The sequence below is a fragment of the Paenibacillus rhizosphaerae genome (assembly GCF_014192015.1).
Lineage (GTDB): Bacteria > Bacillota > Bacilli > Paenibacillales > Paenibacillaceae > Paenibacillus_AQ > Paenibacillus_AQ rhizosphaerae.
In genome coordinates this window covers 1,129,691-1,145,050 of record NZ_JACHXJ010000001.1, presented here as the reverse complement: position 1 = coordinate 1,145,050, position 15,360 = coordinate 1,129,691, and the positions used below count along the sequence as shown (strand labels likewise).

The following is a 15,360-nucleotide window of genomic DNA, read 5'->3' as shown; positions in this document are numbered from 1 at the left end:
GGCCATATTCCCAAGTAGAAACCGGAAATATGGCCCGCGGTACTTATACGATACGATTTAATACATGCTGTGATTGGTTCTACAGCGAGCATCATTCGTATCAAAACTCCTCATCGATCAGATCCGCATTCACTGCCATCGCGGCTTTGCTCCCCTGTCCTGCAGCAATGATCAGCTGCGAAGGCCCGAAGCGGGCTGTATCGCCGGCGGCGTACACACCCTTCACGCTCGTTCTGCCTAGTTCATCCACGGCAATGCCGCCCGCCCCGTCGGGCTGGCAGCCCAGCTGTGCCGCAAAGGGAGCCTTCTGCGACCAATGGGGTACAATGAAGCCTCCGGTCCGTTGTACAAAGGCACCGCTGTGAAAGACAACTTCAGTTAACCGCCCCTCGTCTCCCCGGAACGAATGAATCGGCTCCTCCACGACCGGCACGCCCTTGACCCGGAGTTTTTCCTTTTCCACGGACGTCAGAACAGGCTTGCCGTTCGTCAGTACGATTAGATCCCGGCTCCAATGATGTACCGTCTTGACGAAGTGATACAGTCCCGGCTGCTCCGACAGCACAAACAACGGCCGGTCCTGCAGCTCGTAGCCGTCGCAGTAAACGCAATTAAAGATGCTTTTTCCATACAATGGCTCTACACCGGGAATCCGGGGCAGCGTTTCGTGCAGCCCGGTAGCCAGAATCAGCGTTCTGGCCCACACTTCTTCCCGCATCGAAGTGATCACGCGGAAAGCACCGCGGGAGGGGCTCACCTCGAGTGCCGTCGCCCTGAACCGGCGAACAGTCGAATATCTCCCGATCTCCTCATAAGCCAAGTTTCGGAATTGTTCGGGGCGGACGCCGTCCCGCGTCAGATAGCCATGCGATACCAGCGTGACCCGGTTTCGCGGCTGGTCATTATCGATCAGCGCCGCCGTCCTGCGGGAGCGCCCCAGCACCAAAGCGGCATTCAGTCCGGCGGGTCCTCCGCCGATAATCGCGCAGTCCCATATCATCTTAAGCGAATCCTCCTTCCCCATTAGGGCCGCTGACGGATGGTGATACCCTGCATCAGGTCGCGACATTGCCGCCGGCGTCCTGGGACTTGCCGCCCCGCTCGTCGAACACCCGGATCCAGCGGTACCTGTTCACTTTTACGATCGCGACAAAGCATTTTAGGATTTGATCGCATTTGAGGCACATGAATGTAATGACCGGCGACAGGTCAAACACGAACGCGCACAGCGCCGAAGCCGGCAGCACGATCAGCCACATGAAAATAAAATCGTTATACAGCACAAACTTGGTGTCTCCTCCGCTGCGCACAATGCCGGTCAAGGCTGGCATCTGGTATGCCGTACCGACGACCGTCACCGACAGAATGGTCATAAACTGCAGAGCCAGCGTTTTGGCACTCTCCGAAATCGCGTACAAATCGAGGACGACGCCCTTCACGGCAAACAGCAGCACCGCGGTCAGTACGCCGATGATCAAGTACAGCAGCTGCAGCGTTTTGCTGTAGGAAATGACCTTTCCCGTATTCCCTTCCCCGATCGTCTTGCCGATGATGACCGCCGTCGCGCTGGCCGAAGCGTAAGTAATGACTGTGACCAGCTGAAAAATCGTATTCGCCACGCTGTTGGCAGCGATCGCCGCCTCGCCCATATGCCCCAGGATAGCAGTCTGGGCGCCCATCGATACGGCCCACAGCAGGTTGGCCATCAGCACGGGCGAACCGATCCGCAGATACTGCTTGAATAAAGACATGTCGATGCTGTAAAAATCTTTCAGCTTAAAGCGGATCCGCTGATCGAACTTCTTCACGAAGGTGAGGACGATCACGCATTCGATCACCCTTGCGCTCAGTGTGGCGATGGCCGAACCGCTCACCCCAAGGCGCGGGAAGCCCAGGTGTCCGTAAATCAGCAGGTAATTCAGGCACACATTAATGATCAAGGTGGACAGCGAAACGAGAAAGCCGATCCGCACGACCTCGACGCTGCGGAGCGCCGCCAGCAAAATGTTGGTCACCGCAAAAAATATGTACGAAAAACAAATGATCTTTAAATACTTCGCCCCTTCGATTATCACGTTCTGCTCGTTCGTAAACAGCGACAGGCAGCCGTGGGGGAAGAAAAAAACGACCGCCCACATGATCACGCTTACAGCCAGGGCGATCCGCATCCCGATGCTGGAGGCCCGTTTGATGGCGTCTATATTTTTGGCGCCCCAATTCCGGGAGGACAGAATGACCAGCCCTTCGGCCGCGCCCATGACCAGCATATGCAAAATAAACTGGATCTGGTTGGCCAGCGCAACCCCGGACAGCGCGGATTCACTGTATCCCCCTAGCAGCAGGTTATCCGACAAGTTGACGCCAAGCGTAATGATATTCTGCAGTCCGATCAGTACGGTTAACCGGAAAAACATGCTGTAAAACGACCGTTCACGCACCCATATTCCCATGACTTCTCCTTCTTCGATATGTCGTGTAATAAGCTGATTATATTCTCAGCCAAAAGGAGCGCACAAGGCAGGAAAACGGTGGAAATGTACAGGAAAACCATGCCCGGAATCCTCCCAGCCCGCCATTCCCCCGGATTGCTCACAATACCGCACGTCTACACCTCCCTGCGCAGACGTTGAAAGCGGGCTCCCATAGAGCCCGCCTCATTCGATCTTTCTTTATCGGATTATGCTTATTCTTACCCCGCCTGCTTAACGTCTTCCGGCTCAATCCGGTTCCAGTCCACCCGGTTTTTCCTGCGGAGCGACCAAGTAAGCAGCACGATGATGCCAATGACGACCGAGCCGATATTGACCAGGTATGCGCCGAGCGGAGAGTTGTACTGCACTTCGATGAGCGCAGAAGAGGACGGCACGACGACGTATCGGACCATTTCGAGCCATGCCACGTGGAAGCCGATGTTCATCCACAGATTGCCCGATAGAATACGGCACATTTGCAGCAGCGTGCCGAAGGCAATCAAGTTGATGATATAGTCGGCTGTAACTTGATCCCATGTGGCGATCCCTGCAGCTACCATGAATGCGGTGAGAGCCACCGGCGCGAGCACAAACAGGGCGACCTGAAGCAGCAGGGCAAGCCAGAGCGGAAACCGCGTGTTCAGATTGCGGAACAAATAGCCGCGGAAGGAAATCTCTTCGGGAAAAGCCTCATAGAAAAAAGCGATGGCCGTATTGATCAACATCACGAACAGCGTAGGTACAGGAAGATGCAGAGCGACGACTTCGAGCCAGCCTAATGCGCTGCCGATCAGCAGGGAGGCTGCGGCAAGGAGCGCCATGAAACCTGCTCCGAGGAGAAAGTACGGCAGACCGGACGGCGGAGAGCTCAGTCCCAGGCCGCTCCATGGCCGCCTGTCGGCATATCGCCTCAACAAATAAATCAGGGGCACGCTTACGCCTGTGGTCACGACGGCTAGAATGACCTGCAGGCCCAAGGTGGGAAAACCATAAGCGCCTGCAGCCGTCGCAGCGGTTACGGCTAAGCCCAGCCCGGCGACAAATGCAAGCCAGCCGAGCACAATACGCCAGAACAGCCGGATTCTGCCCTCATGATCGCGGAAGAACCGCAATAATAATGCGTTCCTGCGGGACATGTCGGTTAATCTGAAAATGGCGGATTCTCCTTTCTGAGTAAACCGTAGTCTGTCAGAACGCTTCTATCTGACATTGATATATATAGTAAGCTCACGTATGATGTGTTCCTGGTACGCGACCCATTTTTCATAGATCAAGCAAGCCATTTTGCTAGAAATAAATCTGAACAAGCGAAGACACCGCCCCTGCTGCGGCTGGAAGGGACGGATGTTCGAAACTTTTGATCTTTTCGACGATGCGTCGGGCTTGACACGTTGAATCAAAAACTGGAACATAGTGGTATAAAAGGACAAGTTGTAGGGATCCTATTTGGGGATTCTGATGAAGGAGGGTATCATTATGGAGCTTCAGCTATCTGGACAGACCGCGCTTGTCACCGGTTCCACTTCCGGCATTGGCAAGGCGATCGCCTCTTCACTGGCTGCAGAAGGAGCCAAGGTTTTGATTAACGGCCGCCGCGGAGACAAGGTCAACGAAACGATCGAAGAAATCCGGGGACGGCATGCCGGCGCCGAGCTCATTCCCGCAGTCGCCGATCTTGGCACGGAACAAGGCTGCCGCACCTTGATGGAGCAGCATCCGGATGTCGATATTGTGGTGAACAATCTGGGCATTTTTGAACCGGCTGAATTTTTCGATATCCCGGATGAGGAATGGTTCCGCTTCTTTGAGGTCAACATTATGAGCGGTGTCCGCTTGAGCCGGCATTACCTGAAACGCATGTTGCAGCAGGACCGCGGAAGAATTATTTTTATCGCCAGCGAAGCCGCCGTCATGCCGTCGCAGGAGATGGCGCATTACAGCGCCACCAAGACGATGCAGCTGTCGATCTCCCGCAGCCTGGCCGAGCTGACCAAAGGGACGAACGTGACGGTCAATACCGTGATGCCCGGCTCTACGCTGACGGAGGGGGTTAAGACAATGCTCGATACCTTGTATCCGGGCGAGTCGTTAACGATCCGGGAGGCTGAGCAGCGTTTCATGCAGGAAAACCGGCCGACCTCGATCATTCAGCGGCTGATCCGGCCGGAGGAAATTGCCCACCTCGTCACGTTCATCAGCAGCCCCCTCTCCTCCGCGATCAACGGGGCCGCGCTGCGGATCGACGGCGGGTTAGTCCGGAGCGTATTTTAACGTGTACCACGAACCGCAAAAAAGTGCCGTTGCCCCTTCCAAAGGGAGACGGCACTTTTTGTCATCCGGCTGCCTCGTCTCAATCCTGACAAGAGCAGTCCTGCATTTTATTCAGGGAGGACAATGCCAAAATACTGCTTGAACGCCTCCTGCCTCTCTTCCGGTGTCCGGGGAGTCAGAATGCGCACCTCTGTACCGGCAAAGATCCGGAATTCGTCGCCAGCAACCGTGTTCCGCCCCTCCGGCGTGCGGATAAACACCATGGGCCCTTGTCTGAAAATTGATTCCGGAGCATGCTCGCACCAGAAGGAGGCCATCGCATAATCCCGCGGCAGCTGGGGCTCTTCGGCAAACGAATAGATGAGCCGCCAATCCTCCCCTTTACGTTCCATCAGCTGCCAGCCGAAGAACGGATCCCGTTCCAGGCGGTAGCATTCGGTTCCCTGCGGCTGTTCCAGATGCTCCTTGATCAGCACGGGCCTCCCCGGAACATTTCCGCCTACCCCGACATCACACAAATACCGGGCGCCTTCCGCTTCGACCTGAAGCACATGATGCCTGCGCTTCGGGGGAAGGTTATCCTCATCGCGCCAAAATCTGGCGAAATAGTGGGTCACGGGAAATCCCAGTTCGCCCAGCAGCCAGCCAAAGAGCGCATTGAGCTCAAAGCAGTACCCGCCGCGCCGGCGCACGACGATTTTTTCGTATAAATCCGGGATGTTAAGCGATAAGGGCACACCGTTTAAAATGTCCAAATTTTCATAGGGGACGCTATAAATATGGCAGTGCTGCAGTTCCGCCAGCGTGTCTGCCCCATTGTCCACCTTACCCTGGAATCCGATCCGGTCCAGATAAGCCTGAATCTCCGGTGTCGGCGATGGATGGTTCGTCACAACGAGCTACCTCCCTGCTCTTATAGTGCTGAGCTTATCCATGCTGCCTCATGCATGCATCGGAATATCAGCCATACAGCTAATTTCGATAGCACGGTTGCTATACCTTCTACTGCTCGCGATGTTTACTCCGTTTTCCGCTTTTTAAAAAAAACGCGAGTCCACCAAAACACGGCATTTCCGATCAGCAAAATCGAAAACTCCTACCCTGTCTTACCCGTTGTGATCTGATAGAAGAGCGACCAGACCAATAAAGCCGCGGTAAAAAAGATATATGCGTTCCTGGCGGATTTCATGGTGTGATTCAGGCATGGCTTGATGCAAAAAAAGCGCAGAACAGGAGCATTCAAGGGGTGTCCCTACTCCGTATTCTGCGCTATATCGGCTTAGTACTCTATCATGCCCAGCAGGTACTCTTCTTATACCGCCGTGTATTCTCCGTCGACCAGCAAGCTGGCACCCGTGATAAAGGAAGCATCCTCGCTTGCCAGGAACAGCACGGCTTTGGCGACTTCCTCCGGCTTGCCAAACCGCCCCATTGGATGAAGGGCGGTCAGATGTGCGGTAATCGCTTCGTCCCTTCCCTGAATGAGGGGCGTGTCGATATATCACGGGCAAACCGCATTGATCCGGATGCCCTTGGCTGCACCGTCGTCCTCTATAACGACGATTATGTAAAGTGGTATATGGACGACTTTCAGTCCCGTTACGGCCCGGTAGACGTGCTCTTTACCACCAATAATCGGGATCTGATCCTCAGGGCATGCATGAATCACGGAGCCGTGACTACCGGCCTCAATTTTTCGTTCATGAACGAGCCGGCCTTCCGCAGGGACAATATCGCCATTTTGGACTTCGATCTGCCCGATCCTGGCCCTGTCTACCTGGGCGTCATCCAGCGCAAGGAAAAGACCCATTCACACGTCTCCCGCCGTTTTATGGAGTGGCTAAAACATGACCTGCAAGAACTGGAGACATCCATGCAAACTTAAAGGAGCTCATCTTAGAGTTTAAAAGATAAAAACATCACGACATACGCGATGTTTTTGGGGTCCATATGAGGGATTAATCAAATAACTCAAGACCGAACGCCGGATATTATAGTCCGCTTGAAGCCTGGATCAGATACTTTGAGAGCATATCATAGTCGGCAGACTCGCCATCGCGAATTTTCATCCATTTTCTTTCCGGTGGTCCATCGAATTGCCCTTTGGGAAGATCCAGGCTTTCCGCATTCATGATCATAAATGCGACCGCATCCTTCGAAGGTGAAATGACCGCAGCATAATGACCATTTTTCAGAAAATGCGGTTTTTTGTACTGCACCCGTTCTTCAACGTCTGGAATCGATTGATGAACCATGTCACGAAGCTTGGTGCATACTTCGATCTGCCAAGGCAGTTGAAGTCGCTCAATAAATTCAGTAACTTCCGGATTCAATCATGCCACTTCCTTCCTATCCTAAGTCTGATTTCGTCAAATCCACTACTTCTTCTGAGACAAATAGGCGTCCAGTTGATCGAATGTTCCAACGAACCCTTCCTGGACATGAGGACGCATTCCTTCAAAAGCCGCGCGCTCTTCCTCTGTGGCATTAAACGGCCCGCCGCTCAGCGTCATGGTGGTTTTCCCGTCGCTCTCCGTCAACGTGAGTTCATTAATGACTTCCAGCGGCCATTGCTCGCTGAACGGAGCGCGGATGGTATTTCCTGCTTCGTCCGAAAACGACTGGATAAAGACTAGCCTTTCGGGAGCGATAATTTCCTGGTAAACAAATTTCCCCCACATCACATGCCCTTCGGGAGAGCGCTGGCTTCCCAAGAAAATGCCTCCTGGGCGAAGATCCAGCTTGGCGACGTGCAGCTCATACCCTTTCGGTCCCCACCACTGTGCCAGACGCTCCGGTTCGGTCCACGCTTGAAACACCAGTTCACGCGGAGCATCAAATACCCGGGTAATCATCACCTTACTGTCTGTCGCACGGTTATCGCTCATCTTCATTTCCTCCTTCGCTTATGACAAATGTATTGGATTCATAGCGTCCATCTGCTCAAAGAGAAGCGCTATAACGCCCAACTCTCTGCATGCATACCGGTCAATCCGAGTGATCCCGCCCCTGGATATCCCGCAGGTATTCATCCAGGCGGTCCAAACGGTCATCCCACATCGATCGGAAAGACTCAAGCCAATGGTCCAGCTCTTGAAATGGTTCGGTACGCAGCTTAATGATTCGCCGATTGGCGGCAGGCTGCACTTCAACGAGGCCGGCCTCGTGAAGAACCCGGACATGCTTGGATGTCTGGGGTTGATTGAGTTCCAGCCGATTTGCGATATCTCCGATGGTCAGGGGGCCACGGTCGCGAATGAGCTCGATAATATGCAGCCGGTTAGGCTCAGCAAGCGCGGTCAAAGTTGTCGTGTTCATCTTCATGCCTCCTGACCAAATATTACCACGACGGAATATTCCTTTCAAGGAATAATTTAAGAAAACAAAATTAAAAACAGCCAAAGCAAGAAAACTGCTGCTTTGACTGTGTTGGTTCCAAGCAATTCTGCCCCCCGTTAAGGGATTGGATCGCCTTGTTTCCAGAGGCCGTTAGCGCTGCCGATTCTCTGTCTCCATTTGTGCCTCGTCAGGGGAGGACGCTGCGAACCGATCCACCCATTCGAAAGGCAGGTGATCGGTAATCAGCTTTCCATAATATGCGGTCCTTACGATCCCCTCTTCATCGATCAGAAACTCGGCCGGAATGCGGTGAAAATTAGCCCCCTCCTCAGGTGTGAGCGGAAAACCCGCCGCCGCCGCTTCTTCTGCCAGTTGATGTACATTCGGCAGCGCTAATGTAGCTTCCGTCTTGGATTCCGACGATTCCACGCCATATAGGCTATAGACATCGGCGCCCGGATCGGCAATCAGTGAAAAAGGCGCCTGCTGCGTACCCACATACTTGTACAGGTTCGCTTCCGGCGATTCAAATAACGCGATGACTTGAAGGCCTTGGCGCTGCCAGTCAGGGTACCTCAGAATCATTTGATGAACGCGCAGATTGCACATGGCGCATGCCGCGTTGCGGAAGAACGACAGCAGCACCTTGCGGCCGCGGAATTGGTCAAGCGAAACTGGATTACCGTGCTGGTCGAGCGATTGGAAAAGCGGGGCTTTGTCCCCGGTCATCAGCAGGCTGGTCATGGAAATTCCTCCTCATGGATCATCTATGCATGGGATGCATGAGCCCACTTTAGCAGGAAGCTCCGGATTCCTCTGTGACCAGGTCACCAAACTTCTCTTCCAGCATCTTGCGCTGCAAAATACGGACCGTTCCCCGGCTGGTTTCAATCCACCCGTTACGCTGAAACCGGGCAAGAGCCCTTGTCACGACCTCGCGAACCGACCCGACCTCTTCGGCCAGCTCTTGATGGGTGATGCGAACCGCCGGCGCTTCCCCGGCCGTCATTCGCAGCAACGCTCCTGCAAGTCGGTTGTCGAGCGGGAGGTTATGGCGCTGCTGCGTCCGTTCCACCATGCGCAACATGCCGTCAAGCAGACCGCCGAACACCGTGGCGCGTATGGGCTCGTATACCTGCACCCAACGCATAAAGCTGCTTTTCCGCACAAACAGTACTTCCACTTCGGTCTCGGCAGTCAGCTCGCCGGGATATTCGCGCCCGCTTAGACCGCTCAGCACCAAGAGTGAGCAAATTTCTCCCGCCGTCAGCAGGTTGATGACGGATTCCGAGCCATTTTCGCCGATCACCGTAATCCTCGCGGTTCCGCTGAGCAGGAACATACCGTAAGCCGCAGCATCATCCCGGTAGAATATTCGCGATTTGGCGCTAAAACGCCGGGTAAAGGGCTCGGACTCCCGCCACTCTTCAGGCGAAACCGCCGTCAGGCATGGAAATACCTGGACCGGCCTGTCAATCCATTCATGAGATTTGCTCATGCGCTTTGTTCCTCCCAAGTAGGTCAACCCTATCATGACTTTAGTATAGAAGATATCCGGCAGCAGCAAAAGAATAATACAGCAGTTTTCGCAGAATTAACTTACGTATGCGACGGCTGGCGTAGAGACGCAAAAAACCAGCCAAGGCTGAAATGCAATGGCTGGTTGAATTGAAGAAACATGATGGTTGCGCTGAAGATAGATCACAAGATCACATTGGCTTGTTAGCCAATTGTTTCCCTTTGAGCATCGACCTGAAGATCATCCTGAGCAGCGGCGGTACGGCGAAAAAGATAAACAGGGTCCGGAACAGCTGGTAGCAGGTGACGACCGACAGATCCCCGTTCACTTCTTTGGCGATCAGCGCCATCTGATCCATGCCGCCCGGCGAAAGGCTCAGAAATGACGTTACTTCCGTGATCGCGTGAAACTTGGTCAGCAGCACGCTGAGCCCGAGGGAGCATGCGATCAGCACGACACCGCTCAAAATGGCGAGCAAAATGATTTTCACCTTATGCTTCAAGTTTTCCGGTTTGAGCAGCAGCCCGATATACCCGCCCATCATCAGCTGCGACAGGCTCAGAACAACCGGCGGAAGCGAATGTCCCTCATATCCCGATAAATTGAGCAGGATGGTGCCGATCATCGGCCCCAGCAGAAAGGCTGTCGGAAATTTGATTCGCTTGCCAACCAACGCAAATACTACGCATACGACCGCAAAGAGCCAAATATGCGGAAACAAGGCGGACCAATCGGCCGTTTGCACCGCAGAGGCGGCTCCTGATGCACGCGATCCCGAGGTATGGAACAGCGGACTGAAAATCAAAAGAGGCACACAGAAAATGATCATGATCAGCCGCGACACTTGAAGGAAGGTCACGACCGTCAAATCGATTCCCTCCACTTCCTCCGCCAGCGTGATCATTTGGCTCAGCCCGCCGGGAATGCTGCCCATCAACACCGTAGGAAACGGGATGCCAGACAGAAATGCGATCATAAAGGCGATGATGGCGGCAACGACAAGCAGCAATGCCGTAAACAGCACCATCGTCGGCAGCTGATGCCCGATCTGCTTCAGGGTGGACATGGTGAAGGACAGTCCCATCGTATAACCGATGATGATCATCCCCGTATTTCGCACCTGCCCCGGCCAGAAGAAGGTAACGCCTTTAAACAGCTTGGAGCCGATCATGACAAAAACCATGGAGCCCAGCAGCCACGGAATCGGCATATGGATCCATTGGAAGACGAATCCGCCGATGACGGCAAACACGCAGGTCACCAAAAACCGCAGCCATTTGTTGTTCTTCAAACTGCTGTTGTTCAAGCTTGCGGTGTCTGTCATTACAGACTCTCAGTCAATTCGGTAATTCGCGCCCCGGCATCCCCTTGGTACAGACCGCCATGATAGCAGATGACGTTTTCGATTGGATAAGCTTTGAATTTGGTGATTGATTGCATCGCTTCGTCCATATTCGGTGTCACCGGGGGATTCGGTCCCTGCAGCTCGCCGTTGTTTATGACCATGGCGTCTCCGGTAATCAATGTTTTGCTAGGCTCGTGATACAAGCTGATATGCCCAGGAGTATGGCCCGGTGTATAAATGACGGTCAGTCCCCCGCCAAAAGGCAGCTTCTCCCCGTCGGCAAGAAGGCGGGTCACATTGGTAACCTTTCCGGAAAAGGTCGCCTCAAAGGCTTCGGCCAGTTGGGCCGGCAGCGACTCCAGCAGTCCTTTCTTCCGGTCCGCGCTAAATTTAATCATTGGTTTGAGTCCGTCGATGTAAGGCTGATCTTCCGCATGAGCGTATACCTCCACGCCCGCGCCCTTAAATTGAGGCAGGCTGCCCACATGGTCGATATCCTGGTGGGTAAGAATAATGGAATGAGGGGCGGCGGGGTCGATCCCGGCCTGAGACATAAGCTCCACGATTTTGTCGTAGCAGCCCGGCATCCCCGTGTCCACCAATACATAGGAATCCTTATCCCGGATGACCACGGGATGAATCACCATCTCCCGGTCGCCCATCGGAAGGGACAGCTCCAACATTTCAATCTGATCTGAAATTTTCATGCTTCGCGCCAAAGCTTCTCGCTTTGGCTCACCTCCTGTCAGCTTAAATATCCGCATAAAACTCGCTAGTTCATTATATGACTCATGAGTTTTTTGTGTCAATTGCTTTGTTGACCCTTAGCGGACATCATGTCAAAATGTGTAGGGGTGGTAAGGATGGAGCAAATCAAAAAGCAGCAGATCGTCAATACGGCAATGCGGATTTTTAAAGAAAAAGGCTATTTCGCCGCCTCCATGCAGGACATAGCGGAAGCATGCGGCATGGCCAAGGGCAGCATTTATAAAGTGTTTCCCTCCAAGGAGGACCTGTTTACCGGCGTCTTTGTGGAGGTACACCGAACGATGTTTGAGCAGGCCCGGGAGCTGGATCGCTCGTTGCGGCTGAAGGGGGACCCGCCGAAGGAAATTTTGCGGCACAAGGTCGAGTTTCAGCTTCAATACATGCTGGAAAACCATTTTTTTACGAGCGAGTTCAAAGAGCTGCCGATCACCGCTAACGAAAACTTCCAGGTAGAATGGAAAAAAAAGCGCGCAGCGTTTCTGACATGGCACCGCGACTGCTTCTACGAAGCATACGGCGATTCCATCTCCCCTTATCTTGGGGATATCGTGGCGATCTACCGCGGCATGTCACGGGAATATTTGTCCCATGCCGTCCAAACGGCCATCGCCTGCCCGATGGCGGAACTGGCCCGGTTTTGCGTAGACCGGATGGATGCGGTCATCCGCGACTTGATCGATAAGGAGCCGGTCCCGATTCTCAAGGTATCAAGCGCCTATTTTAACGACATCAATCCGGTGGACCTTCCGACCCGGCGCGCGAACCTGGGTGAGTTTCTGCAGTATTTTGCCCAAAAGGTTCAAGAGCTGCCGCAGCCGGAGCGGATTCAGAAAGAGCTGCTGGAAGTGATCGATCTGCTTCGGGAGCAGCTGGAGCAGGACAAACCGAACGGAACCCTGGTCCGGGTGTATACCAGCTTCCTGGATTCCCTCGACGAGCTGCGACCTTACGTGAGACAGCTGGGTCTCATGCTGAACCATACGTTGGAACCGCAAAAAGACAGTCCGGATCAGGCATAAGGGCCTGGCGGACTGTCTTTTTGCGGTTCTTCTGAATACAGGGTCATGCCCCTGCAGGCCTGACTCCGATGCCTTCCGCTTCCAGGCGTGCCCGAAGCTCCCTGGCAAAGGTGATGGCATGCTCACCGTCGCCATGAAGGCAGACCGTGTCGGCCTGGATGCTGACCTCCGCTCCGTCCGCGGAAGTTACCCTGCCTTCCCTCACCATACGGATCACCTGCCGAACCGCCTGCTCGCTGTCCGTGATGAGCGCGTGGGGCAGCCTGCGGGGCGTCAGCGTGCCGTCCGGCTGATACGTGCGGTCGGCGAACACTTCGCTGGCCGTTCTAAGCCCGTACCTGGCCGCCGCGGTCAGCAGCTCGCTGCCCGCCAGGCCGTAGAGAATCAGGGACTCGTCTGTGCGGCACACGGCTTCGGCGATCGCATCCGCCAGGGGAGCGGAGACCGCGGCCATGTTGTACAGCGCGCCATGCGGTTTGACATGGTGAAGCCGCCCCCCTTCCTGCTTGGCAATCGCCTGCAGCGCCCCGATTTGGTAGGTCACCAAATCCAGGGCGTCAGCCGGCGAAATATCCATGTTTCTTCTCCCGAAGCCGGCCAGATCCGGCAAACCGGGATGCGCGCCGATGGCAACCCCGCGGCTTAAAGCCAGCATCACCGTCTTCCGCATAACGGAGGGATCGCCGGCGTGGTATCCGCAAGCGATGTTGGCGGATGTAATTTCTCCCATCAGTTCTTCGTCGGCTCCGATCCGGTATACGCCGAATCCCTCCCCCATATCGCAGTTCAAGTCAATCCATCCTGTCAAGCCATCCGTCCTCCTTTAATTTAAGGGCAATCATCCGGGCAAGCTGCCTTAACCGTATGCCCTGCTCCATCCATAATTGTTCCGCTTCCGTCTGGCCGATCTCCTTAAAGCGAAGGGTCGAACCGGGACGTGTCTGCGCCAACACCGGCAGATCCGCGCCGGCAACCTGGGCGATCTTCGGATAGCCGCCGAGCGTCTGCCGGTCGGCCATCAGAACGATCGGCAGCCCATCGGACGGTACCTGCACGGTCCCTATCGTCACACCTTCCGATATATATTCCTGCGGGCGGTGAAGCTGCAGGCGCGGGCCTTCCAGCCGATACCCCATCCGGTCGGATTGGGGCGTAATCCGGAAATCATGTTGAAGCAGCGCGAGCTGGCTCCCTTCGTCGAAATCGCCGAATTGCGGTCCTCGGACGATCCGGATGCACGGGTGCTCGTGGTAAGCGGGCCTTTCCGAAGCCGGGACCGCCCACCTCACCGCATCAAAAGGCTGCGTCCCCCTCGGGGATGGATGCCGTAACCGGCCCTTGCCAGTCCCTACGGGAATGATGTCCCCTTTCCTAAGCGCCCTTCCCTTCATGCCGCCGATCCCGGCACGGATATACGTGCTGCGGCTGCCAAGAACCTCAGGCACATCGATTCCGCCCGCAACGGCCAGATACGTCCGGCAGCCTGACTTCGGCCCGGTGAATGTGAGTGTACTGCCCCTTCGGACAAAAACGGGCCTCCACATCGGAACCGGTACACCGTCAAGCTGCGGCGAAAAATCCCCTCCGGTCAGGGCTACCCACATCTCCCGCTCCATGTGGACGGACATCCCCGACCAGGTCACCTCGATGAGGGCATCGCCCTCGCCGTTGCCCACCAGCCAATTGGCCGTCCGGTGCGCAAATCGGTCCATGGGGCCGGAGACGATGATCCCATACTTGCCGTAGCCGGATCTTCCCAAGTCCTGGATCGTCGCCATCAGACCGGGTTTTATCACCGTGATGCTCATGACTGCGCCCCCTTGATCCGCTCGTATTCCGCCGCGTTAATCTGACGAAACCGGATATATTCTCCTCCCCGCAGCAGCGCAGGCGGATCCTGATCCGGCCTGAACAGGGGAAGCGGCGTCCGGCCGATGATTTGCCAGCCGCCGGGGGTTTCCACCGGGTAGATTCCTGTCTGCGTCCCCGCGATCCCGACCGACCCCGCCGGAATGGCAAGCCGCGGCGATTGTTTACGCGGCGCGGCGATCCGTTCGTCGAGCCCGCCCAAATAAGGAAACCCGGGAGCAAACCCCACTGCATAGACCAAATAGGTCTGAGCAGAATGGATGCGGACCACATCCTCAATGGCCAGGTTGTTGATAGAGGCGACTTCTTCTAAGTCCGGGCCAAACCCGCCTCCATAGCATACGGGGATGTCGATCACCACCGGCTCCGCATCGGGCATTTCCTGGATGTCTGCCATATATGTTTCCAGGAGGGACCGCACATAATCAAACCGGCCGGTCTCGTGCAGCGGTAAATCAAGCTCAAACGGGTCATAAAATACGGTCACGGTCGTAAACGCCGGAACGCATTCCACAAACCCTTGAAAGGGATTTGCCTCCATGCGGCGGGTCAGCGCCTGAACTTTATGGTGCAAATCTTCGCTGACCGTGCCGCCGAGGTGCACCACAACCGCGGATTCCCCTAAGGGTACGACCCTGCGCGCCTCGCTTCGGTTCATGGAATCCCCTCCTTCTGTATGTCATCATCCTCATAATCTATATGATAGCAGAGTCCGTGTGGTATGCATTCGGTTTTTTATCACGTATGGCACTTCTTTCA

16 protein-coding genes and 1 pseudogene are annotated in these 15,360 nt (G+C 55.0%); 2 read left to right on the top strand and 15 right to left on the bottom strand.

Features of this window, described 5'->3' with window-relative positions; translation table 11 throughout:
- Nucleotides 1-100: 100 nt before the first annotated feature.
- The 3 genes from FHS19_RS04970 to FHS19_RS04960 form a co-directional block, all read right to left on the bottom strand.
- Nucleotides 101-1,000, bottom strand: coding sequence for an NAD(P)/FAD-dependent oxidoreductase (locus FHS19_RS04970; protein ID WP_183579432.1), 900 nt, complete (start codon nt 998-1,000; stop codon nt 101-103).
- Nucleotides 1,001-1,055: 55 nt separating this feature from the next.
- A complete protein-coding gene (locus tag FHS19_RS04965) occupies nt 1,056-2,450 on the bottom strand; it encodes an MATE family efflux transporter (RefSeq protein WP_183579429.1) in 1,395 nt (464 codons plus the stop codon).
- A gap of 239 nt (nt 2,451-2,689) precedes the next feature.
- Nucleotides 2,690-3,607: a CPBP family intramembrane glutamic endopeptidase gene (locus tag FHS19_RS04960; protein WP_183579426.1), complete on the bottom strand. Its 918-nt coding sequence runs from the start codon at nt 3,605-3,607 to the stop codon at nt 2,690-2,692.
- Between the two features lie 340 nt (nt 3,608-3,947).
- On the opposite strand from FHS19_RS04960, the gene FHS19_RS04955 reads away from it, so the two are divergent.
- On the top strand, nt 3,948-4,742 hold the full coding sequence (locus FHS19_RS04955; RefSeq protein WP_183579423.1) for an SDR family NAD(P)-dependent oxidoreductase: 795 nt from the start codon (nt 3,948-3,950) through the stop codon (nt 4,740-4,742).
- A gap of 107 nt (nt 4,743-4,849) precedes the next feature.
- Here the strand turns inward: FHS19_RS04955 and FHS19_RS04950 are convergent, their stop codons facing one another.
- From FHS19_RS04950 to FHS19_RS04910, 9 genes and pseudogenes are all read right to left on the bottom strand, one after another.
- A complete protein-coding gene (locus FHS19_RS04950; protein WP_183579420.1) occupies nt 4,850-5,635 on the bottom strand; it encodes an arylamine N-acetyltransferase family protein in 786 nt (261 codons plus the stop codon).
- Between the two features lie 419 nt (nt 5,636-6,054).
- A pseudogene (locus tag FHS19_RS04945) lies at nt 6,055-6,288 on the bottom strand (SDR family NAD(P)-dependent oxidoreductase); the annotation flags it as partial.
- 445 nt (nt 6,289-6,733) lie between these two features.
- A complete protein-coding gene (locus FHS19_RS04940; RefSeq protein ID WP_183579417.1) occupies nt 6,734-7,075 on the bottom strand; it encodes a DUF1801 domain-containing protein in 342 nt (113 codons plus the stop codon).
- Between the two features lie 45 nt (nt 7,076-7,120).
- Nucleotides 7,121-7,630, bottom strand: a complete 510-nt coding sequence (locus FHS19_RS04935; protein WP_183579414.1) for an SRPBCC family protein — start codon at nt 7,628-7,630, stop codon at nt 7,121-7,123.
- Between the two features lie 100 nt (nt 7,631-7,730).
- The gene (locus FHS19_RS04930; protein WP_376771820.1) at nt 7,731-8,060 is read right to left on the bottom strand and encodes an ArsR/SmtB family transcription factor; all 330 of its coding nucleotides are present in this window, start codon (nt 8,058-8,060) and stop codon (nt 7,731-7,733) included.
- Nucleotides 8,061-8,231: 171 nt separating this feature from the next.
- Complete coding sequence (locus FHS19_RS04925) at nt 8,232-8,825, bottom strand: peroxiredoxin family protein (protein WP_183579408.1); 594 nt, start codon at nt 8,823-8,825, stop codon at nt 8,232-8,234.
- A gap of 49 nt (nt 8,826-8,874) precedes the next feature.
- Nucleotides 8,875-9,579, bottom strand: a complete 705-nt coding sequence (locus FHS19_RS04920) for a Crp/Fnr family transcriptional regulator (protein WP_183579405.1) — start codon at nt 9,577-9,579, stop codon at nt 8,875-8,877.
- Nucleotides 9,580-9,790: 211 nt separating this feature from the next.
- Complete coding sequence (locus FHS19_RS04915; protein ID WP_183579402.1) at nt 9,791-10,924, bottom strand: AbrB family protein; 1,134 nt, start codon at nt 10,922-10,924, stop codon at nt 9,791-9,793.
- Nucleotides 10,924-11,652 (bottom strand): MBL fold metallo-hydrolase, encoded by a 729-nt coding sequence (locus FHS19_RS04910; RefSeq protein ID WP_183579398.1) that lies wholly within the window; start codon nt 11,650-11,652, stop codon nt 10,924-10,926. The genes FHS19_RS04915 and FHS19_RS04910 overlap by 1 nt, the downstream gene beginning before the upstream one ends.
- A gap of 156 nt (nt 11,653-11,808) precedes the next feature.
- Between FHS19_RS04910 and FHS19_RS04905 the strand changes: the two genes are divergently transcribed.
- Nucleotides 11,809-12,732, top strand: a complete 924-nt coding sequence (locus tag FHS19_RS04905) for a TetR/AcrR family transcriptional regulator (protein ID WP_183579395.1) — start codon at nt 11,809-11,811, stop codon at nt 12,730-12,732.
- A gap of 43 nt (nt 12,733-12,775) precedes the next feature.
- Here FHS19_RS04905 and FHS19_RS04900 read toward each other — a convergent pair whose 3' ends face one another.
- Genes FHS19_RS04900 through pxpB form a run of 3 tightly spaced genes read right to left on the bottom strand, consistent with a single transcriptional unit; the run spans nt 12,776 to nt 15,259 of the window.
- Complete coding sequence (locus tag FHS19_RS04900; RefSeq protein ID WP_183581444.1) at nt 12,776-13,510, bottom strand: LamB/YcsF family protein; 735 nt, start codon at nt 13,508-13,510, stop codon at nt 12,776-12,778.
- A gap of 13 nt (nt 13,511-13,523) precedes the next feature.
- A complete protein-coding gene (locus FHS19_RS04895; protein ID WP_183579392.1) occupies nt 13,524-14,540 on the bottom strand; it encodes a 5-oxoprolinase subunit C family protein in 1,017 nt (338 codons plus the stop codon).
- Nucleotides 14,537-15,259 carry a 5-oxoprolinase subunit PxpB gene (pxpB, locus tag FHS19_RS04890; protein ID WP_183579389.1) on the bottom strand — a complete coding sequence of 241 codons (723 nt, stop codon included), beginning with the start codon at nt 15,257-15,259 and terminating at the stop codon, nt 14,537-14,539. The genes FHS19_RS04895 and pxpB overlap by 4 nt, the downstream gene beginning before the upstream one ends.
- Nucleotides 15,260-15,360 lie beyond the last annotated feature (101 nt).